This is a genomic window from Arthrobacter woluwensis (genome assembly GCF_030816155.1).
Lineage (GTDB): Bacteria > Actinomycetota > Actinomycetes > Actinomycetales > Micrococcaceae > Arthrobacter_E > Arthrobacter_E woluwensis_A.
In genome coordinates this window covers 1,279,781-1,302,129 of the sequence record NZ_JAUSXR010000001.1, presented here as the reverse complement: position 1 = coordinate 1,302,129, position 22,349 = coordinate 1,279,781, and the positions used below count along the sequence as shown (strand labels likewise).

The 22,349-nt window shown below is 68.1% G+C and carries 17 protein-coding genes and 1 pseudogene; all 18 read right to left on the bottom strand.

All coding sequences use genetic code 11. From position 1 onward, the window contains the following. Nucleotides 1–45: 45 nt before the first annotated feature. Nucleotides 46–3,600 carry a DNA polymerase III subunit alpha gene (gene dnaE, locus QFZ52_RS05800; RefSeq protein WP_307496680.1) on the bottom strand — a complete coding sequence of 1,185 codons (3,555 nt, stop codon included), beginning with the start codon at nt 3,598–3,600 and terminating at the stop codon, nt 46–48. A 53-nt stretch (nt 3,601–3,653) separates the two neighbouring features. Then, a complete protein-coding gene (locus QFZ52_RS05795) occupies nt 3,654–4,613 on the bottom strand; it encodes an RluA family pseudouridine synthase (protein WP_307496679.1) in 960 nt (319 codons plus the stop codon). Next, on the bottom strand, nt 4,610–5,248 hold the full coding sequence (gene lspA, locus QFZ52_RS05790) for a signal peptidase II (RefSeq protein WP_307496678.1): 639 nt from the start codon (nt 5,246–5,248) through the stop codon (nt 4,610–4,612). Before lspA ends, QFZ52_RS05795 begins: the two co-directional genes overlap by 4 nt. A gap of 139 nt (nt 5,249–5,387) precedes the next feature. Next, nucleotides 5,388–6,035, bottom strand: coding sequence for a DivIVA domain-containing protein (locus tag QFZ52_RS05785; protein WP_307496677.1), 648 nt, complete (start codon nt 6,033–6,035; stop codon nt 5,388–5,390). A 162-nt stretch (nt 6,036–6,197) separates the two neighbouring features. After that, complete coding sequence (locus QFZ52_RS05780) at nt 6,198–6,485, bottom strand: YggT family protein (protein ID WP_278268861.1); 288 nt, start codon at nt 6,483–6,485, stop codon at nt 6,198–6,200. 54 nt (nt 6,486–6,539) lie between these two features. Beyond that, the gene (locus tag QFZ52_RS05775) at nt 6,540–7,082 is read right to left on the bottom strand and encodes a cell division protein SepF (RefSeq protein ID WP_307496676.1); all 543 of its coding nucleotides are present in this window, start codon (nt 7,080–7,082) and stop codon (nt 6,540–6,542) included. Between the two features lie 85 nt (nt 7,083–7,167). Further along, nucleotides 7,168–7,920 carry a YggS family pyridoxal phosphate-dependent enzyme gene (locus QFZ52_RS05770; protein ID WP_307496674.1) on the bottom strand — a complete coding sequence of 251 codons (753 nt, stop codon included), beginning with the start codon at nt 7,918–7,920 and terminating at the stop codon, nt 7,168–7,170. After that, nucleotides 7,917–8,612: a polyphenol oxidase family protein gene (locus tag QFZ52_RS05765; protein WP_307496671.1), complete on the bottom strand. Its 696-nt coding sequence runs from the start codon at nt 8,610–8,612 to the stop codon at nt 7,917–7,919. Before QFZ52_RS05765 ends, QFZ52_RS05770 begins: the two co-directional genes overlap by 4 nt. A gap of 86 nt (nt 8,613–8,698) precedes the next feature. Continuing rightward, nucleotides 8,699–9,889 carry a cell division protein FtsZ gene (gene ftsZ / locus QFZ52_RS05760; protein ID WP_307496670.1) on the bottom strand — a complete coding sequence of 397 codons (1,191 nt, stop codon included), beginning with the start codon at nt 9,887–9,889 and terminating at the stop codon, nt 8,699–8,701. Nucleotides 9,890–10,057: 168 nt separating this feature from the next. Further along, entirely contained in the window at nt 10,058–10,819 is a 762-nt protein-coding gene (locus tag QFZ52_RS05755) for a cell division protein FtsQ/DivIB (protein ID WP_307496669.1), read from the bottom strand. After that, complete coding sequence (gene murC, locus QFZ52_RS05750) at nt 10,812–12,203, bottom strand: UDP-N-acetylmuramate--L-alanine ligase (RefSeq protein ID WP_307496668.1); 1,392 nt, start codon at nt 12,201–12,203, stop codon at nt 10,812–10,814. Before murC ends, QFZ52_RS05755 begins: the two co-directional genes overlap by 8 nt. Continuing rightward, nucleotides 12,200–13,303, bottom strand: a complete 1,104-nt coding sequence (gene murG / locus QFZ52_RS05745; RefSeq protein WP_307496667.1) for an undecaprenyldiphospho-muramoylpentapeptide beta-N-acetylglucosaminyltransferase — start codon at nt 13,301–13,303, stop codon at nt 12,200–12,202. The genes murC and murG overlap by 4 nt, the downstream gene beginning before the upstream one ends. Then, the gene (gene ftsW, locus QFZ52_RS05740) at nt 13,300–14,640 is read right to left on the bottom strand and encodes a putative lipid II flippase FtsW (RefSeq protein WP_307496665.1); all 1,341 of its coding nucleotides are present in this window, start codon (nt 14,638–14,640) and stop codon (nt 13,300–13,302) included. Before ftsW ends, murG begins: the two co-directional genes overlap by 4 nt. Before the next feature lie 3 nt (nt 14,641–14,643). After that, nucleotides 14,644–16,176: a UDP-N-acetylmuramoyl-L-alanine--D-glutamate ligase gene (murD, locus tag QFZ52_RS05735; protein WP_307496664.1), complete on the bottom strand. Its 1,533-nt coding sequence runs from the start codon at nt 16,174–16,176 to the stop codon at nt 14,644–14,646. Then, a complete protein-coding gene (mraY, locus tag QFZ52_RS05730) occupies nt 16,173–17,279 on the bottom strand; it encodes a phospho-N-acetylmuramoyl-pentapeptide-transferase (protein WP_307496663.1) in 1,107 nt (368 codons plus the stop codon). The genes murD and mraY overlap by 4 nt, the downstream gene beginning before the upstream one ends. After that, nucleotides 17,276–18,777 (bottom strand): annotated as a pseudogene (locus QFZ52_RS05725) (UDP-N-acetylmuramoyl-tripeptide--D-alanyl-D-alanine ligase). The gene mraY and the pseudogene QFZ52_RS05725 overlap by 4 nt, the downstream one beginning before the upstream one ends. 13 nt (nt 18,778–18,790) lie before the next feature. After that, the gene (locus tag QFZ52_RS05720) at nt 18,791–20,425 is read right to left on the bottom strand and encodes a UDP-N-acetylmuramoyl-L-alanyl-D-glutamate--2,6-diaminopimelate ligase (RefSeq protein WP_373425630.1); all 1,635 of its coding nucleotides are present in this window, start codon (nt 20,423–20,425) and stop codon (nt 18,791–18,793) included. Between the two features lie 66 nt (nt 20,426–20,491). Beyond that, nucleotides 20,492–22,315, bottom strand: a complete 1,824-nt coding sequence (locus QFZ52_RS05715; RefSeq protein WP_373425629.1) for a peptidoglycan D,D-transpeptidase FtsI family protein — start codon at nt 22,313–22,315, stop codon at nt 20,492–20,494. Between the last annotated feature and the right edge of the window lie 34 nt (nt 22,316–22,349).

Genomic DNA, 22,349 nt, shown 5'->3' with positions numbered 1-22,349 from the left:
CCGAAAGCACCCACGTCACACGGGCGCCAGACCCACGGCACACGGTCAGGCGTCAAGGCAGGCCGGCCCCAGCAGCACCTTCAAGTCCGCGTACAGAGAGGGGTTCGGGTCCACGGCGAAGTTCCGGCCCAGCCGCATCAGCTCGATGCTGCGAGTGCCCTGCAGCTTGAGCCGCACCTCGGCGCGGCCGCTGTGACTCCGCAGCACCTCCCCCAGACGGCCGACCAGATCCTCGGTGGCCTTGTGGGTCGGCAGACTGATGACCAGCTGGCCGTTGCCCTCCGCCTGGCTGAGATCAGGCACGCTCAGCTCCATGCAGTTCAGGGTGACCGAGCCGTCGTCGCGCCGCTGCACACGGCCCTTCACGACCACGATGAGGTCCTCCGCGAGGATCGTGGCGATGGGGCCGTACACCTGGCCGAAGAACATGGTCTCGATCGAGCCGCCCAGATCCTCGATCTCCGCCCGGGCATAGGCATTGCCGCTGGACTTCGCCACGCGACGGCTGAGCGAGGTGATCATGCCCGCGATGGTGACGATCGCACCGTCGGGCGGACCGTCGTCGCTCATCACACTGGCCACCGACGTGTCCGCGAGGCCGTTCAGCGCCGTCTCCATGCCCTGCAACGGGTGATCCGAGACGTAGAGGCCGAGCATGTCACGCTCGAAGCTCAGCTTGTCCTTCTTCTCCCACTCGGGCAGATCCGGGATCTCCACGGTCAGCCCGGCATCAGGCGAAGCGTCATCCAGGGCGCTGAACAGGTCGAACTGGTTGTTGGCCTCATTGCGCTTGAGCGTGATGACCGAGTCGATGGCCTCTTCATGGATCATGACGAGCGAGCGGCGGTTGCCCGGCATCGAGTCGAAGGCGCCCGCCTTGATGAGGGATTCGATGGTGCGCTTGTTGCAGACCACGGCCGGGACCTTCTGCAGGAAGTCCGAGAACGAGGTGAACGCGCCCTTCTCCTTGCGGGTCTCCACCATCGCGTTGACCACGTTGGCACCGACGTTCCTGATGGCGCCCATGCCGAAGCGGATGTCGTTGCCCACCGGGGTGAAGGTCAGGGCGGACTCATTGACGTCCGGCGGAAGCACCGTGATGCCCATGTGGCGGCACTCGTTGAGGTAGACGGCGGACTTGTCCTTGTCATCGCCCACGCTGGTGAGCAGCGCCGCCATGTACTCCGGCGCGTAGTGGGCCTTGAGATAAGCGGTCCAGTAGGAGACCACGCCGTATGCGGCGGAATGCGCCTTGTTGAAGGCGTAGTCGGAGAAGGGCAGCAGGATGTCCCAGAGCGTCTTGACGGCCTCGGCCGAGTAGCCGTTGTCCAGCATGCCCTGCTGGAAGCCGGCGAACTGCTTGTCCAGCTCCTCCTTCTTCTTCTTGCCCATGGCGCGGCGGAGGATGTCTGCCTGTCCGAGCGAGTAGCCCGCGAGCTTCTGAGCCACGGCCATGACCTGCTCCTGATACACGATCAGGCCGAAGGTGCCGCCGAGGATGTCCTTGAGAGGCTCCTCGAGTTCCGGGTGGATCGGGATGACCGGCTGGAGGCCGTTCTTGCGGAGCGCGTAATCGGTGTGGGCGTTGGCGCCCATGGGGCCCGGCCGGTACAGCGCCAGCACGGCGGAGATGTCTTCGAAGTTGTCAGGCTTCATGAGCTTGAGCAGGGACCGCATGGGCCCGCCGTCGAGCTGGAAGACGCCGAGGGTGTCGCCGCGGGCCAGGAGCTCGTAGGAGGCCTGGTCATCCAGCTCCAGCTTCTCCAGGTCCAGGTCGATGCCCCGGTTGAGCTTGATGTTCTCGATGGCGTCCGAGATGATCGTCAGATTTCTCAGCCCCAGGAAGTCCATCTTGATCAGGCCGAGGCCCTCACACGTGGGGTAGTCGAACTGCGTGATGACCTGGCCGTCCTGGATGCGGCGCATGATCGGCACGACGTCGATGATCGGGTCCGAGGACATGATCACGCCGGCGGCGTGCACGCCCCATTGGCGCTTCAGGCCTTCGAGGCCGAGTGCCGTTTCGAAGACCTTGGCGGCCTCCGGATCCGTCTTCAGCAGTTCCCGGAAGTCCCCGGCCTCGCTGTACCGCTTGGCCTTGGGGTCCTCGATGTCCTTGAGTGGGATGTCCTTGGCCATGACCGCCGGCGGCAGCGCCTTGGTCAGGGTCTCACCCATGCTGAAGGGGTACCCGAGCACGCGCGAGGAGTCCTTCAGCGCCTGCTTCGTCTTGATGGTGCCGTAGGTGACGATCATGGAGACGCGCTCATCGCCGTACTTCCGGGTCACGTACTCGATGACCTCCGGACGGCGGCGATCATCGAAGTCGACGTCGAAGTCGGGCATCGAGACGCGGTCCGGGTTGAGGAAGCGTTCGAAGATCAGGCCGTGGCGCAGCGGATCGAGATCCGTGATGCGCAGGGCGTAGGCCACCATGGAACCGGCGCCGGAGCCACGGCCCGGCCCCACCCTGATGCCGTGGTCCTTGGCCCAGTTGATGAAGTCGGCCACCACGAGGAAGTAGCCGGGGAAGCCCATGCTGGTGATGATGCCGAGCTCGTACTCGGCCTGCTTGCGGACGTCGTCCGGGATGCCCTTGGGGTAACGGTAGTGGAGACCCTTCTCCACTTCCTTCACGAGCCAGGAATCCTCGTTCTCGCCGGGCGGGCACGGGAACTTCGGCATGTAGTTGTTGTGCTCGAAGCCCACTTCGCAGCGCTCGGCGATGACGAGGGTGTTGTCACAGGCGTCGGGCAGGTCGCGGAACAGCTCCCGCATCTCACGCGGAGACTTCAGGTAGTAGCCGGTGCCGGAGAAGGCGAAGCGCGAGCCGCCCTCGTCATAGCTCGGTTCCAGCAGGGTGGAGCCGGACTGGATGGCCAGCAGCGCCTCGTGTGCCTTGGCGTCGTGCTGGTGCGTGTAGTGGAGGTCGTTCGTGGCCACGAGCGGAAGGCCCAGGTCCTTCGCAAGCCGCAGCAGATCCTCACGGATCCTGGTCTCGATGGACAGGCCGTGGTCCATGAGCTCGCAGTAGTAGTTCTCCTTGCCGAAGATGTCCCGGAATTCGGCGGCGGCCTCCAGGGCCTCCCGGTACTGGCCCAGCCGCAGACGGGTCTGGACCTCGCCCGACGGGCAGCCCGTGGTGGCGATCAGGCCCTCGGCGTAGGTGTTCAGCAGTTCGCGGTCCAGGCGCGGCCACTTGCCGAACACGGAGTCCAGCGAGGCGATCGAGGACGCCCGGAACAGGTTCCGCATGCCGGTGTTGTTGTAGCTCAGGAGCGTCATGTGGGTGTACGCGCCACCACCGGAGACGTCGTCGCTGCGCTGGCTCTCATCACCCCAGCGAACCCTGCTCTTGTCGGTGCGGTGCGTCCCCGGGGCCACGTACGCCTCGACGCCGATGATCGGCTTCACGCCGGCGTCCTTGGCCTTCTTCCAGAAGTCGTGGGCACCGAAAAGATAGCCGTGGTCCGTGATGGCCAGGGCGGGCATCTCCAGCCGATTGGTCTCGGCGAAGAGCTCCCCCAGCTTGGCCGCACCGTCCAGCATGGAGTATTCGGTGTGAGTGTGCAGATGGACGAAGGAATCCTGATTTGCCACCCATCCATCCTACGCGCCGAGCCCCGCTGGTGCGTGGCACGACGCCCGCCGGATCAGAGTCCGTCGCGGAGCCGCTCCAGCGCGTAGGCCAGGTCCTGCGGGTACTCGCTGGACACCGTGACCCGTTCCCCGGTGCGCGGGTGATCGAAGCTCAGTTCCTTGGCGTGCAGCCACTGGCGCGTGAGCCCGAGGTCGGCCGCGAGACGGGGGTCCGCACCATAGGTCAGGTCCCCGGCACAGGGGTGCCGGAGCGCCGAGAAATGCACGCGGATCTGGTGGGTGCGGCCCGTCTCCAGGTGCACTTCCAGCAGGCTGGCGCGACCGAACGCTTCCAGCACCTCATAGTGCGTGACCGAGGGACGACCGTCCTCGATCACGGCGAAACGCCAGTCGTGGCCGGGGTGGCGGCCGATGGGGGCGTCGATCGTGCCCTTCAAGGGGTCGGGCAGGCCCTGGACGACCGTGTGGTAGACCTTGTCCACCGTCCGCTCCTTGAAGGCCCGCTTGAGGAGGGTGTAGGCATGTTCGGTCTTGGCGACCACCATGACCCCGCTCGTCCCGACGTCGAGACGGTGCACGATCCCGGCGCGCTCCGGAGCACCCGACGTCGAGATCCGGTAGCCGGCGCCCGCCAGGCCGCCGACGACGGTCGGCCCCACCCAGCCCGGCGACGGGTGCGCGGCCACGCCCACGGGCTTGTCCACCACCACGAAGTCCTCGTCATCCAGCAGGATGTCCAGTCCATCCACTTTCTCCACCACCACTTCCAGCGGGTCACGCTTCTCAGAGGGCCGCACGACCACGGTCTGTCCGGCGGACAGCTTCAGGGATTTCGCCGGGGCGGCGCCGTCCACGCTCACGCGCCCTTCGGCCACGGCCTGGGCGGCCGCGGAACGGGAAAGGTCCAGCAGCGCCGCCAGCGCGGCGTCGACCCTCTTGCCCGCATACTCCTCCGGCACGACGACGGACTGCTCCTCCGCCGTCGACGGTCCGGTTTCCAGCGCGTCACTCATGAGCGGTCCCCTTCGGCGTCGTCGTCGCTCTTGGCCGAGGACAGTCTGCGGCCGTCCGCACCGATCCCCCGCAGCGTCAGGATCACGATGATCGAGACGGCGCACACGACGGCCGAGTCCGCGATGTTGAAGATCGCGAAGTTGGGCAGCTGGATGAAGTCCACCACGTGCCCCATGCCGAAGGACGGCGGCCGGAAGAGCCGGTCCGTGAGGTTGCCCAGGGCGCCGCCCAGCAGGAACCCGAGAGCGAGGCCCCACCAGAGCGACCCCACCCGGCGGATGAACACCAGCACCGCGATCGAGACGCAGGCCATGATGATCGTGAACACCCAGGTGAAGTTCTCCCCGATGGAGAACGCGGCCCCGGAGTTCCGGATGTAGTACCAGTGCAACACGGGAGGCAGAACCGCGATCCGCTCGCCCTCCTCCATGGTGGTGCTGACCCAGAACTTGCTCAGCTGGTCCAGGGCGTAGGCGAAGACGGCCGCCGCGGCGAAGAGGCCGATCACGGCCTTGCGCACACCGGCGCGGGTCCGGCCATCACCGGGTTCTCCGGTCACCGCCGGCTTCGCATCGCGGTCCGCGGGCTCCGGTCCCTGCTCCTGGGGCCTGGGTTCGTGGGGCCTGGTGCTCATGGGGGTCACATCCTCGGGGGTTCACACGTTCATGCCGGGTCCCGTGCGGACCCGGTCACGGGCGGAGTCATCCACCCGGTCGAGACACGGCAAGGCCGGTGACCGGAAATCCGGTCACCGGCCTGAATGCCGTGCGAAATCAGCTCTCGGAGCCCTGTTCGCTGTTCTCAGCGGCCACGGACCCACGGGATTCGAGGTCGCGGAGCTGACCCTCGATGTAGGTCTTCAGGCGGCTGCGGTAGTCGCGCTCGAAGCCACGCAGCTGGTCCACCTTGCGCTCGAGGACGGAGCGCTGCTGCTCCAGAACACCGAGCACCTGACGGGACTTCTCCTGAGCGTCGTTGACCAGGGTGCTCGCCTCGATCTGGGCCTCAGCGATGATCTTGTCTCGCTGAGCGGCACCGTCGGCGACGTGCTTGTCGTGCATCTGCTGCGCCATGGCGAGCAGGCCGGCCGCGGACTCCGCGGAAGCCGGGATGGCGGACGTGACAGGAGCGGGCTCCGCGGCGGCGGGAGCGGCCTTCGGCGCTTCCTCCTTCACGGGCTCCGGCTTCGGCGCCTCCTCCGCGGCAGCGGCGGGGGTCTCCTCCGTCACGGACTCCACCACGACAACGTCCCCGCCCTTGGCGGCGAGCTCCTTGCGGAGCTCCTCGTTCTCCTGGGTCAGACGGCGGAGCTCCACGACGATCTCGTCAAGGAAGTCATCGACCTCATCCTGGTCGTATCCTTCACGGAACTTCGTCGGCTGAAAGCGCTTGTTGACAACGTCTTCTGGCGTCAAAGCCATCTGGTCACCTCATTGGTTCTTTTCGTCGTAGAGCGAATGGCCCTGACGACTACGTTACCTAAAGTGGGCGCGCGGCTCGAATCGTCCATCATATGGACGGAAGCCGCAGCCCACCTGAACGCCACCGGGGTCACCGGAGACGTTGCCTGGACTGATCTGAAACTACGCGAAACTGCTGGATATTGCCATAGCGATGCTCACCACGATGAACAGCACGATGAAGGCGAGATCCAAGGACACATTACCCAGCCTCAGAGGCGGAATGAGCCTCCGGAGGAACTTCAGGGGCGGGTCTGTGATCGAATACACGATGCTCGCCACCACCAGGGCCGCACCGCGCGGCCGCCAGTGCCGGGCGAAGACCTGCACCCAGTCGATGACAAGCCTGACCAGCAGAGCGACCATGAACAGCAGGAAGGCGATGTAGATGAGGGCGAACAACAGGCCCATCAAGCAGCCCCTCCGTCTGGCGTGGTCATCTGGTCACTGAACCCGCTCAGGGGGTCAGCTCTGGTTGAAGAAACTGGCCTGGGACTCGGACTTCTTGTCCTCGCCCAGCACCTCCACGAACGACGGCGAGAGCAGGAACACCTTGCTGGTGACGCGCTCGATGCTGCCGTGCAGACCGAAGACCAGGCCGGCGGAGAAGTCCACCAGGCGCTTGGCATCGGCCTCGCCCATGTCGGTGACGTTCATGATCACGGGGATTCCATCACGGAAGCTCTCGCCGATGACCTTGGCGTCGTTGTAGGAACGGGGGTGGATGGTGGTGATCTGTCGCAAGTCTGCTGGCTCGTCTCGAACGGGGGCGATACGCTTGATGGGTGTGACGGGCGCGCGGTATTCCGTCTCAGCAGGCGCCTCCCGGGTTGCCTGCGGCTTTGCGGCGGGCCGTTCTTCGAACGGCGAGCCTTCACGCTCCTCGGCCTCGTGATGCTGGGATCCTTCTGCGGGACGCGAAGGCAACTTGGCGTGCTCGGCATCGAGATGCTCATCCGCGTCCGTGAGGCCGAGATAAAGCATGGTCTTCTGCATGAAGCTGGCCATGGATCGACTCCGTTCCTAGTATCTGCGTGGCCGGCACTGGAATCCTTGATGGGCAACAGAGCCCGGACTCCCCGTCTCTTCGACGCTACCCCATCGGGGGACGCGGACCGAGGACATCTGTGCCAATCCTCAGGTGTGTCGCGCCACAGGCGATGGCGTCCTCAAGGTCGTGACTCATGCCCGCGGACAGGATCGTCGCCTCCGGATGGGCCGCCCGCAGCTCTCCGGACAGCGCGTGGAGCCACTCGAAGGCCGGACGAGGGTCCGCCCCGAGCGGGGCGACGGCCATGAGACCCCGCAGGCGCAGGCCCTCCAGCGAGGCCACGTGGTCCGCCAGCGCCGGCAGGCTTGCCGGAAGGGCTCCGCCACGCCGCGTCTGCTCCGAGGCGGCCGGGTCGAGGTTGACCTGCAGCAGGACGTCGAGATCGGCGCGGCCGTGGTTCTCGCGCTCCGCGAGCACGGCCCGCGAGAGGGCGGCGGCGATGGACTCACGGTCCACGGAGTGCACCGCCGACGCGTACCGCACCACCGACCGGGCCTTGTTGCTCTGCAGCTGACCGATGAAGTGCCAGCGGAGCCCTTCGAGGTCCTCCAGCTCGGCCGCTTTCGCCGAGGCTTCCTGATCCCGGTTCTCGCCGACCTCCCGCACGCCCAGAGAATACAGGCGCCGGACGTCCTCGGCGGGATGGAATTTGGTGACCACGATCAGCTCGGGCTTCTCGCGCGCCGCCTGGCGGGAGGCGTCCTCGATGCGCCGGCGGACCCGCTCCAGCCGGGCGGCCAGTTCAGCGGTCCGCTCGTCCTGCGGCGCGCCGTCGACAGCCGATTGGGTGTTCATGCGTTCTCCCACCAGATCAGTCCCGCCAGGCGTCCCTCACCGGGGGCCCGCCGATGCGAGTACAGAGTGTCATTCTCCATCGTGCACTCCCCGCGGTACAGCACGGGGACGCCCTCGGCCGCGAGCTGCGCGCTCACACCGGCCGGCAGATCCAGTGCGGGGGTCCCCCAACTCGTCTCGGCGAAGGTGGCAGGAACCAGGTCCGCCACCTCGTCCCGGAGAGCGGACGGAACCTCATAGCAGCGACCGCAGACGCTCGGGCCCAGCCAGGCTTTGATGTCACGGGCGCCGAGCCGGCGCATGGCCTCCAGCGCAGCGGGCACCACACCTGCAGCGAGGCCGGGGCGGCCGGCATGGACGGCGGCCAGCACGGGTGCGCCGTCGCCGTCGCCGACCAGCAGCACCGGGACGCAATCGGCGACCATGACGGCCAGCGGCAGTCCACGCGAGACCAGGCCGTCGGCCACGGGCGCCTCGGCACCTCGGCTCACGGCGTCGATCACGGCCACGTCCTTGCCGTGCACCTGGGACATGTACTGCACCGGGCCGGCGCCGAGCCGTTCCTCGAGCGCCGTGCGGTTCGCACGCACGGCTTCCGCGTCGTCGCCGACGTGGAACGCCAGATTCCCGGCCTCCGTGCTGGTGAAGGCGCCCCGCACGCCCGGGATCAGTTCCGCCTGCCAGGCGAACATCGCTGGTCCTTTCCTCAGGTCCTCATGGACAGGGACCCGCAAGCCGGTGGCCTGCGGGTCCCTGTCCTCAGTTCAGTCGTGCCGGCCTACTTGAGGAAGTCCGGAACGTCCAGCTCGCCGCCGCTGCTGAGGTCGGGCTCGACGACGGTCGGCAGCTCGGCCTGGAAGTCCGGCTCCTTCACGGGGCTTGCGGAGCGCTGGCCCCAGGCGCTGAGGCCGGCCGCCGGGGTGGCGGCCGGAGCAGCGGCCGCGGGACGCTGGGCAGGCTGCGCGGGAGCGGCCTCCTGAGCCGGCACGGCGGGCTTGCTCTCCAGGGACGGGGAGGTCGCCTGAACGTCGTCGAAACCGGCCGCGATGACCGTGACGCGGGCCTCGTCGCCGAGGGCGTCGTCGATGACGGCGCCGAAGATGATGTTGGCCTCGGGGTGCGCGACCTCCTGGACCAGGCGGGCGGCCTCGTTGATCTCGAACAGACCGAGGTCGCTGCCACCCTGGATGGACAGGAGCACGCCGTGCGCGCCGTCGATCGACGCTTCGAGCAGCGGCGAGGCGATGGCCAGCTCCGCGGCCTTGACCGCACGGTCGTCACCGCGCGCCGAGCCGATGCCCATGAGGGCCGAACCGGCGCCCTGCATGACCGACTTCACGTCGGCGAAGTCGAGGTTGATCAGACCCGGGGTGGTGATGAGGTCCGTGATGCCCTGGACACCGGAGAGCAGCACCTGGTCCGCGGAGCGGAAGGCGTCCAGGACGGACACGTTGCGGTCGCTGATGGAGAGCAGGCGGTCGTTCGGGATGACGATGAGGGTGTCGACCTCGTCGCGCAGCGCGTCGATGCCGTTCTCGGCGCTCGTGGCACGGCGCTTCCCCTCGAAGGTGAACGGACGGGTGACCACACCGATGGTCAGGGCGCCGAGCGAACGGGCGATGCGCGCCACCACGGGAGCGCCACCGGTGCCGGTGCCGCCGCCCTCGCCGGCGGTCACGAAGACCATGTCCGCACCGCGGAGCACCTCTTCGATCTCGTCCGAGTGGTCCTCGGCGGCCTGGCGTCCGACATCGGGGTTGGCGCCGGCGCCGAGACCGCGGGTGAGTTCGCGCCCGACGTCGAGCTTGACGTCCGCGTCACTCATGAGGAGCGCCTGGGCATCGGTGTTGATGGCGATGAATTCCACACCGCGCAGCCCAACGTCAATCATCCGGTTGACGGCATTCACGCCACCGCCGCCGATGCCGACGACCTTGATGACGGCCAAGTAATTCTGCGGTGCTGCCACGTTACGTGCCCCTTGGGTAGTTTCTTACGATGTCTGCTCTCAACCCAAACCTTAACCCTCTAGTTGAGGGTTATAGTTATGTCAAGTAACTCTGTCTTTGACGGTATGTGCTGCACTGCCCACAATCAATGACCCCGGCGCGCGTGTCGCCCAAGTCCGCCGGGGAAGTCACTTGGTGACCGGGTGCCTCGGGGCGCTCACGTCGAAGGTGTGCACCGGGTTCTCGGGGTCCTCCGGCATCTTGAGCAGCGCCTGGAGGACCTTGGACTTCAGCTCCCGGTCCTCCGCGTTGCCCCAGATGACCTTGCGCCCATCCTTCAGGTTGAGGGTGACGGAATCCACCGAGGAAGCGGTCGCATCCGACAACTGCGCCAGCACCGACGGCGGAAGCGTGCCCAGGACCGAGGTGACCGTGGCGAACACGTCCGCCGACATCTTCTTGTCCGTGCCGTCCACCAGCGGCAGCTTCGCGGCCCCCGGATCCTTGACGGCGGCGAGCGGCGTGCCCTCCGCGTCCACCAGGCTGAGCCCCGCGGCCTTCTTGAGGACCGCGACGGGCGCCCGCTCGACGACGTCGACCACCAGGGTGTTCGGCGGCCGGAAGTGCATGTCCCACGACTTGATCTGGACCACCGGCTGCAGGAGCCGCTCCACGTCATCGTGACTGATCTGCGGCAGCGGCTTGCCGTTCAGGGGCTTCAGCTTCTCCTGGACCAGTTGTGCGTCCACGATCTTGGTCCCGCGGACCGAGACGTCTTTGAGCGCCAGGACCGGGCTGTACACCGCCACCAGCATGACGAGCGCGATGATAGCCACCACGGCTCCCAGCGTGATCAGGAGATTCCTGCGCCGCCGGAGACGGGGCGGCTCGGGGAAGGCGAGGACGTCGGCGACGCCCTCCCCCGCTCCTCCGGTGCGCTGCTCAGCCATCAGAATCCTTCGCGGACAGCGCCTCGAGGATCTGATCACCGTAGGCGGTCACGTCGCCGGCGCCGACCGTCAGGACGATGTCACCCTCCTCGGCCGTCGCCAGGAGCGCCCCGAGCGCAGGGGCGCCCGCGGCGCTCGGCTCGGTGCCCAGCGGATCGGTGATCAGGTGGCTGGTGACGCCTTCGATGGGGTCCTCACGGGCCGGATAGATGTCCAGCACCACCGCGGTGTCCGCCAGTCGCAGGCTGTCCGCGAACTCCTGCGCGAATTCCCGGGTGCGGGAGAACAGGTGCGGCTGGAAGAGGACGTGCAGGCGGTGCTCCCCCGCGACGCTCCTGGCGGCAGTGAGCGCCGCACGGACCTCCGTCGGGTGGTGGGCGTAATCGTCATACACCTTCACCCCGCGGGCCTCGCCCTTGAACTCGAAGCGGCGGGCGGCGCCACGGAATCCCTTCAGGGCCTGCAGCGCATCCTCGGCGTTGATGCCCAGCTCCAGCGCGACGCCGAGGGCTGCCAGCGCGTTCAGCTGATTGTGCCGGCCCGGGACGGCGAGCTCGAGCGGGAACTCCTGCTCCCCCACGCGCACCGACGGGGCCCGATCCGTGCCGAGCAGGCGCAGCTCGGCCCGCTCCGACGCGCCGTAGCGCAGGACCCGGGTGCTGCCCCGCGCGGTGACGCGGTCCGCCAGGGCGGCGGCGCCGTCGTCGTCCGCGCAGACCACCAGCAGGCCGTCCGCGGGCAGCAGTGCCGCGAAGTCGTCGAACGCCTGGTACACGGCCTCGGCCGTGCCGTAGTGGTCGAGGTGGTCCGCCTCGACATTGGTGACCACGGCGATGCGCGGCGTGTAGTTCAGGAAGGAGCCGTCCGACTCATCGGCCTCGGCCACGAACACGTCGTCCGCGCCACTCGCCGCATTGACGCCGAGCGCCGGGACCGCAGCGCCGATCGCGTAGCTCGGATCCAGCCCGATGCCCTTGAGAAGGACCGTGATCATCGACGTGGTCGTGGTCTTGCCATGCGTGCCGGCCACCGTGACCACGCGGTCCTGCCCCATGAGCGCGGCCAGCGCCTGGGAACGGTGCAGCACGGGCAGTCCCGCCTCCCGCGCGGCCAGAAGCTCCGGGTTGTCGGCACGGATGGCGGAGCCCGCCACCACGGCGCGGGCGTCGCCCAAGTTCGCGGCGTCATAGCCGACGGCGATCCGGGCGCCCTGCGCCTCCAGGTCCCGCATCACGGGAAGGTCCTTGGCGTCCGAACCGGACACGGCGACGCCACGGGCCACCATGATGCGGGCGACGGCGGACATGCCGACACCGCCGATGCCGATGAAATGCACCGGCTGCTCCACCGGCGTGCCTGCAAAGCTCAGGTCAGGGGTACTCATACTCGTGCTGCCTCCACCATCATGTCTGTCACACGTTCGTCCGCATCGCGGATGCCCTGCTGTCGCGCCACCGCGGCCATGGCTCGCAGCGTCTCCGCATCCTGCACGAGCGGGATGACCGTGCCTTCGAGGTACACGGTGTTCAGGTCTGCGTCCTTCACCAGCAGGGCGCCTCCGGCGTCGACGAGTCCCGCGGCGTTGAGCGCCTGCTCACCGTTGCCGATCGGCAGCGGCACGAACACGGCCGGCACTCCGACCGCGGACACCTCGCACACCGTCCCGGCGCCGCTGCGGCACAGCAGCAGATCCGCCGCGGCGTACACGTTCTCCATGCCGTCCACGTACTCGACCTGGCGGTACCCCTCCGCGGTGAGGGGCGCGCCCGAGGCGTCCAGGACGGACTTCCCCCGGCCGGTGATGTGGAGCGTCTGGATCCCCGCCGCGGCCAGGGCGGGAAGGCTCCGCGAGATCACGGTGTTGATGCTCTGCGCCCCGGAGGACCCTCCGGTCACGATCAGCGTCGGGCGGTCCTGGTCGAGGCCGAGCGCCTCCCGCGCGGCGGCCCGGGCGGACTCGCGGTCCAGCTGGGCGATCTGCCGGCGCATCGGCATGCCGACGTGGCGGGATCCCTTGAGCCGGGTCTCCCGGAACGCCGTCCCGGTGGCGGCCGCGAACATCGCGCCCACGCGGTTCGCCAGGCCCGGACGCACATTGGCTTCGTGAACCACCACGGGGATGCCCAGCTGACGCGCGGCGAGATACATCGGGGTGCACACATAGCCGCCGACGCCGAACAGCACATCCGCCTCCGCGTCACGCAGGACGGCACGCGCCTGTTTCACGGCGCCGAGCAGACGGCCCGGCAGACGCAGCAGATCGGCCGACGGCTTCCGGGGCAGGGGCACGCGGTCGATGGTCTTCAGCTCATACCCGGCTGCCGGGACCAGCCGGGTCTCCATCCCGGTGGCCGTCCCGACCGCCACCACCCGGGCCTCCGGAAGACGTGCCCTCAGGGCGTCGGCCACCGCGAGCATGGGGCTGATGTGCCCTGTGGTGCCGCCGCCGGCGATGACCACGGACAAGGACGACGGGGTGTTCACGATCGGGAGACTCTTTCCTGTGTGCGGGACGCTCGGTCGGTGGTGGGCTTCCTGGTGGTGCGGGGCTTGGGCTTCCCGGGCCGGGCCGGCAGGCGGAGCCCCTTCCGCGCCGGGCCGGAGCTTCCGGTCACGCCCTTGCCCTTGGTGCTCGGCGACTGATCCGAGTCCCGGGCGAGGGAGAGCACCACGCCGATGGCGATGAGGGTCATCAGGAGCGCCGAACCGCCGTACGAGATCAACGGAAGCGGAACGCCGATGACCGGGAGGAGGCCGGTCACCATCGCCATGTTCACCGTGGCCTGTCCGAGGATCCAGACCATGATGGAGCCGCCGAGCACCCGGTGGAACAACTGCTCCTGGCGGATGACCACGCGGTAGATGTTGATGCCGAGCACCGCGAACAGCACGAGGACCACGACCGCGCCCACCAGGCCCAGCTCCTCGCCGATGATGGCGAAGATGAAGTCGTTGTGGGCCTCGGGGATCCAGGAGTACTTCTGGCGGCTCTGGCCCAGACCCGTGCCGAGCAGACCGCCGGACGCCAGTCCGAAGAGTCCGTTCGTGCTCTGGTACGCGGAGTCGTAGTCCTCGCTGCACGCCTGGCCCGTCACCCAGGTGGTGACACGGCACATGCGGTTGCCGCTCGTCAGGGCCGCCATTCCGGCGAGGCCGATCAGGAGGAGTCCGAAGCCGCCCAGGATGCGGAAGTTCACCCCGGCGAAGAACAGTGCCGAGAAGAGGATCGACATCAGGATCAAGGCGGTGCCGAGGTCATGCTGCACCATCACGATGCCCACGATCACGCCGCCGAAGATCACCGCCGGGATGTAGACGTGCTTCCACTGATCCAGCAGCTTCTCCTTGCGGAAGAGCACATGGGCCAGCCAGACCGCCATGGCGAGCTTGGCGGCCTCGGAGGGCTGCAAGGAGAACCCGCCGATGTTGATCCAGTTCAGGTTGCCGTTCACCTTGGTGCCGATCACGAAGAGCGCCAGCAGGAGGCCGACGGCCAGGAAGTAGGCGGGCCATGCGATCCGGTGCCAGAACCTCACATTGCTGCGCGAGATCACCATCATGACGACGAACCCGAGCACGCCCACCACGCCCTGCTTGAGGCCGTTCGCGTACGGGGACTCCCCCTGGGCGATCGACTCCACGCTGGAGGCCGAGACGACCATGAGGATGCCGATGGCGGTCAGGGCGATGGTCGATCCGAGGATCAGGTAATACGCCGAGTTGCTGGCGGCGCCGCGTCCTTCGATCCGCCGGAACAAGGTGTCCAGGCCGTTGCGGACGCGGGGCCACCACCCGGTGGCTTGCTGAGGCGTGTTCTGCACGGCCTACTCCTCGGTTTCGCCCGCCTGACCGAGAACGACGTCGCGGACCGCGTCGATGAAGGCCTGGCCGCGGTGGGCATAGGAAACGAATTGATCCATGGAGGCGGAGGCGGGAGCGAGCAGGACGGTGTCCCCCGAGGCCGCCTGGCCCCGCGCCATGGTGACGGCACGGCGCATGGCGGAGTCGCCGTCGTCGGCCGCGGCGTGGTCCAGGGTGTCCAGGACCGGGGTGTCCGGACTCTGGCGTGCGAGGGCCTCGCGCAGCTCGCGGCTTTCGGCGCCGATCAGGACCACTGCCTTGAGGCGGTCACGGTGAGCCAGCACGAGTTCGTCGTACTGGACGCCCTTGGCCAGGCCTCCGGCGATCCAGATGACGTTCTTGAACGAGGAGAGGGCGGCGTCCGCGGCATGCGGATTGGTGGCCTTGGAGTCGTTGATCCAGAGGATCCCGTCCTGCTTGGCCACCGCCTGGATGCGATGGCTGCCGGGCAGGTAGTCCTGCAGACCCTTGCGGACCGCTTCGGGCGCGACGCCGGCCGCGCGGGCCAGTGCGGCCGCCGCCAGGGCGTTGGCCACCATGTGGCGGGGCGCCACCGGGCCCAGATCGGCCAGCGATGCCAGCTCCTGGGCGGAGTTCCGGCGCTCCTCGATGAAGGCGCGGTCCACCAGAAGGTCCTCGACCACGCCGAGCATGCTCAGCCCGGGCGAACCGGTGGTGAAGGCGATCGCACGGCAGCCCTCGACGACGTCGGCCTCCTCCACCATCGCCTCGGTCTCCCGCTGCTCGGCGTTGTAGACCGCGGCGACCTTGGTGTTGCGGTAGATCTTGGCCTTGTCGGCCAGATACGACTCGTACGAGCCGTGCCAGTCCACATGGTCCTCGGCCACATTGAGGCAGACGCTCGCCAGAGGCGACAGCGACTCGCTCCAGTGCAGCTGGAAGCTGGAGAGCTCCACGGCGAACACGTCGTACTCGACCGGATCGCGCAGCGCGTCCAGCACGGGAGTGCCGACATTGCCGACCGCGATGGCTTTGAGCCCGGCGGCCTGCAGGATGGACTCGGTCATGCCGACCGTGGTGGTCTTGCCGTTGGTGCCGGTGATCGCGACCCACTCGGGGGTCTTACGGCCTTCACGGACCGAGACGCGCCAGGCGAGCTCGATGTCGCCCCAGACCGCCACATGGCGGCGGGCCGCTTCGGCCAGCAGTGCCTGATCGGGCCGCCAGCCGGGAGAGGTGACCACGAGTTCCGCCGCCTCACCGTTGACGAGTGGCAGGTGCTCCACGGCATCCGGGCCGAGCAGCACGTCCACGGCGCCGACGATCTTGAGGGTGTCGGCCTGGGCCCGCGCGGTGTCCGAGGTGGCCGAGTCGACCACCACCACCTGGGCTCCGAGTTCGATGAGCGTGTCCGCGGCGGCGAAGCCGGAGACCCCGATGCCGGTCACGACCACGCGCAGCCCGGACCAGTCGGCGTCCCAGGAGCGCAGGGAGTCGAGGCGCTCGGCCAGTGCCGGATTCTGTACTGCCGTCACGGGGCACTCAGCCAATCCGCGTAGAACACGCACAGACCCAGACCCACGAAGAGACCGGCGAGGATCCAGAAGCGGACCACCACCGTGGTCTCCTGCCAGCCCTTGAGCTCGAAGTGGTGCTGCAGCGGTGCCATCTTGAAGATGCGCTTGCCGCCGCTGAGCTTGAAGTAACCCACCTGCAGGATGACCGAGAGGGAGATGATGACGAACAGGCCGCCGATGAGGGCGAGCAGCAGTTCGGTGCGGGTGAGGATGGCGAAGCCGGCGACGGCGGCGCCGATGGCCAGGGAGCCCGTGTCACCCATGAAGATCTTGGCGGGTTTGGTGTTCCACCACAGGAAGCCCACCAGCGCGGCGCTCATGATGGCCGCGAGGATGCTCAGGTCCAGCGGGTCACGCACCTCGTAACACGGCACGCCCGGATCGACGACGGGGCAGGCGTACTTGCGCTGCCAGATGCCGATGAGGATGTAGGCGCCGAAGACCATGATGGCGGCGCCGGACGCCAGACCGTCGAGGCCGTCCGTGAGGTTCACGCCGTTGGACGCGGCGGTGACCAGGAAGTTGGACCAGATCACGAACAGCACGGCGCCGACCACGGTCCCTCCGAAGGCCAGGTTCAGCCAGGGGATGTCGCGGACCAGGGAGATGTTGTAGGACGCCGGGGTCAGGCCGTTCTCGTCCGGGAACGCCAGGGCGAGCAGCGCGAAGCTGATGCCCACCACCCCTTGCAGGATGAGCTTGCCCTTGGGTGTCAGGCCCAGGCTCTGCTGCCGGGAGATCTTCTTGAAGTCATCGAGGAACCCGACGAGGCCCATGCCCACGGTCAGGCCGAGCAGGAGCAGGCCCGACGCCGTCGGACCGCTCGTGTGCGGGTTCATGATCCACATCAGCAGATGGGTCAGGAAGTAGGCGAGGACCACGGAGACGACCCACACGGCGCCGCCCATGGTCGGGGTGCCGCGCTTGGTGTGGTGCGAGGTGGGTCCGTCGTCGCGGATGATCTGGCCGTAGCCGCGCTTCACGAGAAGACGGATGAAGGCAGGAGTCCCCACCAGGGAGAACAGGAGCGCTATTCCAGCGCCGGTCAACAGGGCAATCACAGCTGTTCGCTCCCTTCCCCGCCGAGCGTCGGTCCATGCGTCGAGGCGGACGCGGGCGCAGCGGAAGTGGCCTGTCCACGTAATGCTATCCGATCACCCAGATGCCTCAGCCCAACGCCATTCGACGATTTGAAGAGCACCAGATCGCCCGGGAGCAACTGCTCGGCGAGGATCGCCTCGGCCTCGTCGAGGTCCGCGGCGAAGAGCGCCTCACTCCCCCACGAGCCCTCGTTGATGGCGGAGATGTAGAGTGCGCGCGCCTCCTGCCCGACCACCAGGAGCTGGTCGATGTTCAGGCGCACCACCTGGGTGCCGACGGCGGTGTGCTCGCGGATCGAGTCCTCGCCGAGTTCCAGCATGGCGCCGAGCACGGCCCAGGTCCGGCGCTCCCGGCCCAGCTGGGCGAGCGTCTTCAGCGCGGCACGCATCGACTCGGGATTGGCGTTGTACGCGTCGTTGATCACCGTGACGCCGTCGGGGCGCTCGGTGCGCTCCATGCGCCAGCGGCTCGAGGCCTTCTGGGCGCTGAGCGACGCGGCGATGTCCTCCGGCCGGACGCCCAGGGCGAAGGCGGCGGCCGCCGCGGCCAAGAGGTTGTTCACGTGGTGGAGCCCGATCAGCCGGGACGTGACCCGGTGGGAGGACCCGTCCGGGAAGTGCAGGTCGAACACCGGCTGGCCGGCGTCGTCCAGTGTGAGGTTCTCGGCCCGGAGGCCGGCAGCGGCGGAGCCGTCCGCGCTGAAGCCCAGGACGGGCGCCATGGCGCGGTCCCGCATGGCGGCGACGCGGTGGTCGTCGAGGTTGAGGATGACGGTGCCGTCCGCGGGGATCGCCTCGGCGAGCTCGCCCTTGGCGATCGCGATGTGTTCTCCACGCCGCCGAACTCGCCCGCGTGGGCCGTTCCGACACAGAGGACCACGCCGACCTCCGGGCGGACCATGCCGCACAAGTATTCGATGTGGCCGATGCCCGTGGCGCCCATCTCGATCACGAGGTACCGCGTGTCCACGGTGGCCTGGAAGACCGTGAGGGGGACGCCCACCTCACCGTTGTAGGAACCCTGCGGCGCCACGGTGGGACCCTGGACCGACAGGATGCCCGCCAGCAGGTCCTTGGTGGTGGTCTTGCCCGCGGAGCCGGTGATGCCGACCACGGAGAACTCGTCGCCGCGCTGCTCGCGGGCCTGCCGGATGCGCTCGACGGCGGCCGCGGCCAGCGCGCCCATGGCGAGGACGGCGTCCGGGACGATCACGCTCGGGTACGGGAGTCCGTCCCCGTCGGTCACGAGCCGTTCGGCGAGGGTCAGGACCGCTCCGGCGGCGAACGCGGAGGCGATGAAGTCGTGCCCATCGGCCTGTTCACCCGCCTTCGCCACGTACAGCGAACCAGGGCCCGCCTCCCGTGAGTCGGTGACGACGGACGCCGGTGTCAGATGGGGATTGGCGGCCAGTTCGCCGCCCGTGATCTGGGCGATTTCAGCCGCTGTGAAGTCAATCATCTCGTGTAGGAGCCTAGTCGTTCGTCGTCGAATCGCGGAATCCACGCGCCGCCAGAGCGGCCCGGAGTTCCTCCCGGTCATCGAGCGCGATGTTCACGCCCTTGACCTCCTGCCAGACCTCATGGCCACGTCCGGCCACGAGGATCGTGTCCTGCGGTCCCGCGAGCTCCACAGCCCTGCGGATCGCCTCGTCGCGCGGGAAGGACTCCTCCACGAGGACGTCGGGACGCTCCTGATCCCGGGCCTGGAAGGCTCCTGCGATGACCTCGGAGCGGATGCCCGCGGGGTCCTCGTCATGGGGGTCGTCATCGGTGACGATCACCACGTCCGCGCCCCGCACGGCGGTGGCGCCCATGATCGGCCGCTTACCGGCGTCGCGCTCCCCGGTGGCGCCGAAGACGACGATCACCTTGCCCGTGCCGTCGGGCGAGCGGACCGCCTGCAGGGCCCGTTCCAGGGCGTCGGGATTGTGGGCGAAGTCGACGATCGCGCGGGGCTCAGTGGCCACCACCTGCATGCGGCCGGGGACCTGGACGGACAGCGGGTCTCCACCGGCGAGCACTCCCGCCATCTCCTCCACGGAGACGCCGGAACGCAGCACCATCACGATCGCGAGGGCGGCGTTGGCCACGTTGAACCCACCGGGCAGCGGGACGCGGGCCCGGAGCACGGCGCCGTCGGGGCCGTGCAGCGCGAACTCGGAACCCAGCGCCCCGTGGCTGACGACGTCCCGCACGGTCCAATCAGCGTCGGTGGCGACGTCGGGACTGACAGCGAGGCGCGTCACGGGGATGCGGCTCTCGTCGGCGAAGCGGCGGCCCCACTCGTCGTCGACGATCACGACGCCGGCGGCGGCATGTTCGGGAGTGAAGAGCAGTCCCTTCGTGGCGAAGTACTCCTCCATGCTGCCGTGCAGGTCCAAGTGGTCCTGGGTCAGGTTGGTGAAGCCGGCGACGTCGAACAGGACCCCGTCCACGCGATGGAACTGCAGAGCGTGGGAGGACACCTCCATGGTCACCGCACCGAGGCCGTGCTGCCGCATGCGCGCCATGAGCGCCTGCACATCACTGGATTCGGGCGTGGTCAGCACGCTCGGGATCGCCTCGTCACCCGCGAGGATCTCGATGGTCCCGATCAGTCCGGGAACAACGCCGAGCCCGCGAAGCAGCGCGTTGACGAAGTAGGACGTGGTCGTCTTGCCGTTGGTCCCGGTCACGCCGAAGCGCCGCAGGCCGTCCTGAGGCCCGTTCTCGTAGATCGTGGCGGCCAGCTGCCCGACGACGGCGCGCGGCTCGGGATGGATCAGGACCGGGACGCTCTCCACCGTGGTGTCCCACGCCAGCAGGCGGGCGCCTTCCTGATCCGTGAGCACGGCGACGGCGCCGTCCGCGACGGCCTGTGCCGAGAAATCAGCGCCATGCCGATGCGCGCCCGGAAGGGCGACGTACAGATCACCGGGCAGGACACTCCGCGAGTCGTTGGTGATTCCGGAGACCACCACGTCCGCCTGCGGCCCGGCGTCCAGGCCGAGGCTCTCCGCCAGACGGCCCAGTGCTACGGCAGGAGGCGTTTGCGGCCGGAAGACCCGGGCCTTGCGTTCCTGCCCGGCACCCGACCGGTCCGCGGGGTTGGCTTCATGCTCTGACACGTATCTGCTCCAAAAGATCTGCTGCGGTGGATCCGGTTCGAGCCGGAGGTCCGGAAAAGGTCGGGGTCACTTGCCGTTGCCGGAGGAGCCTCCGGGACCGTACTGGTCCATGTGCACGGGCTTGCCGGTGGACGGCGGGACATTGTTCGTACGGAGCGTCTGACTCATGACCGAGCGGAAGATATCGGCGCCGTCGATGCCGAAGATCTTGTCCTTCGGACGCTGCACGAGGACTTCCACGATGTACTGGGGATTGTCCATGGGAGCCATGCCGACGATCGACGCGGTGTACCCGCAGAAGCCCGGCCGGCCATTGTCACAGGGCGATTCGGAGGTGCCGGTCTTGGCACCCACGCGGTACCCGGGGATGGCCGCGTCCTTCCACTCACCCTCTGTGGTGACGCTCTCGAGCATGTCCCGCGTCTGCTTCGCCGTGGACTTCGAGATCACCTGGCGGGAGGGACCCATGGGGGCCTTCTCCTCGGTGCCGTCCTCGTTGATGTATCCGTCGATGAGGCGCGGCTCCAGCATGACGCCGTCGTTGGCGATGCTCTGGTACGCCATGACCGTCTGCAGCACCGACTGGGAGACGCCCTGGCCGAACAGGACGGTGAACTCCTGGCGGCCGTCCCACTTGTCCGGAGTACTCAGGATGCCGCCGGCCACGCCGGGCAGGGGCAGGTTGGGCGCCTGGCCAATGCCGAAGCGGCGGAGCCAGTCGTAACGCTGCTGCTTGTCCAGGCGCTGACCGACCATGACGGTGCCGGTGTTCAGCGACCATCCGAGGATGCCTGCGAGCGTGCGGTTGAAGGTCTCGTGACCGAAGGAGTCCTCGAACGTCTGACCGTTCACCGTGTAGCTTCCGGGAATGGAGAACTGCTCCATCGGCTTGGACTTGCCCTCTTCGATCAGCGCGGCCGCCACGAGGGGCTTCTCCACCGAACCAGGTTCGAGCGCGGCCGTGACCGAACGGACGCCGCGGTCCTCGGGCGCCACACCACCGGGGTTGTTCGGATCCGGAGTGTTGGTGTCCGCCATGGCCACGATCTTGCCGGTCTTCACTTCCTGCACCACGACGCTGCCCCATTCGGCTCCCAGGTTGTTCACCTGGGTCTGAATGACCTGCTGGGCGTAGTACTGCAGATCGCTGTCAATGGTGAGCTTGATCGTCTTGCCGTTCTTGGCGGGGGTGATGCGGTCCGGCGCCACCGGGATGACGAGGCCGTCGGCGCCCATCTCGAAGCTGCGGGATCCAGGGGTGCCGGTCAGCACGGAGTTCTGGGTCTGCTCGATCCCGGCGATGCCGTCCTTGCCGTCCTTGAGGAAACCGATGATCCCGCCGGCCACCGCGCCGTTCGGGTAGACACGCTGGCTCGTGCCCTGCGTGACGACGCCGGGCACGGCCAGTTCGAGGATCGCGTCGGCCGTCTCGGGCTTCACGCCGCGCGCGAGGAGCTTGTACTGCGAGGTGCCGGTGGCGGCCTTCTTGACGTCCTCGTACGGCATCTTCAGCAGTCCGGCGAGATCCTGGAGGCCCTGATCACGGCTGATCTTGATCGCCTTGGTGGGGTCCTTGGGGTCGGTGCGCCAAAAGCTGTCCTTGCCCGTGTTCTGCTTCGGATCGATCACCACGTCATAGCGGATGATCGAATTCGCGAGAACGGTGCCCTTGGAGTCGACGATCGCACCCCGCTGCGCGGGAAGCTCGATGGTCCGGGAGCGCTTGGCCTGGGCGGCCTCGGCCAGCCCGCCGACGTCGAAACCCTGGATGAGGACGAGCTGGCCACCCACCACCAGGAGCAGGGTGAGCATGATGCCCAGGCCGATGCGGAGCCGGAGCTGAACGCGTCGCGCGGTCCCCCGCTGTTTCGTCTTACCTGTCCTCACCACGACTCGCCCTCTCACTGCCTACCGGTGAGGTAGG

Excerpts from the sequence above, each read along its gene's own strand:
- QFZ52_RS05775 (WP_307496676.1), bottom strand. The coding sequence starts at position 7,082 with ATGGCCAGCTTCATGCAGAAGACCATGCTTTATCTCGGCCTCACGGAC.
- QFZ52_RS05785 (WP_307496677.1), bottom strand. The coding sequence starts at position 6,035 with ATGGCTTTGACGCCAGAAGACGTTGTCAACAAGCGCTTTCAGCCGACG.
- QFZ52_RS05770 (WP_307496674.1), bottom strand. The coding sequence starts at position 7,920 with ATGAACACCCAATCGGCTGTCGACGGCGCGCCGCAGGACGAGCGGACC.
- QFZ52_RS05780 (WP_278268861.1), bottom strand. The coding sequence starts at position 6,485 with ATGGGCCTGTTGTTCGCCCTCATCTACATCGCCTTCCTGCTGTTCATG.
- QFZ52_RS05755 (WP_307496669.1), bottom strand. The coding sequence starts at position 10,819 with ATGGCTGAGCAGCGCACCGGAGGAGCGGGGGAGGGCGTCGCCGACGTC.
- murC (WP_307496668.1), bottom strand. The coding sequence starts at position 12,203 with ATGAGTACCCCTGACCTGAGCTTTGCAGGCACGCCGGTGGAGCAGCCG.
- QFZ52_RS05765 (WP_307496671.1), bottom strand. The coding sequence starts at position 8,612 with ATGTTCGCCTGGCAGGCGGAACTGATCCCGGGCGTGCGGGGCGCCTTC.
- QFZ52_RS05795 (WP_307496679.1), bottom strand. The coding sequence starts at position 4,613 with ATGAGTGACGCGCTGGAAACCGGACCGTCGACGGCGGAGGAGCAGTCC.
- lspA (WP_307496678.1), bottom strand. The coding sequence starts at position 5,248 with ATGAGCACCAGGCCCCACGAACCCAGGCCCCAGGAGCAGGGACCGGAG.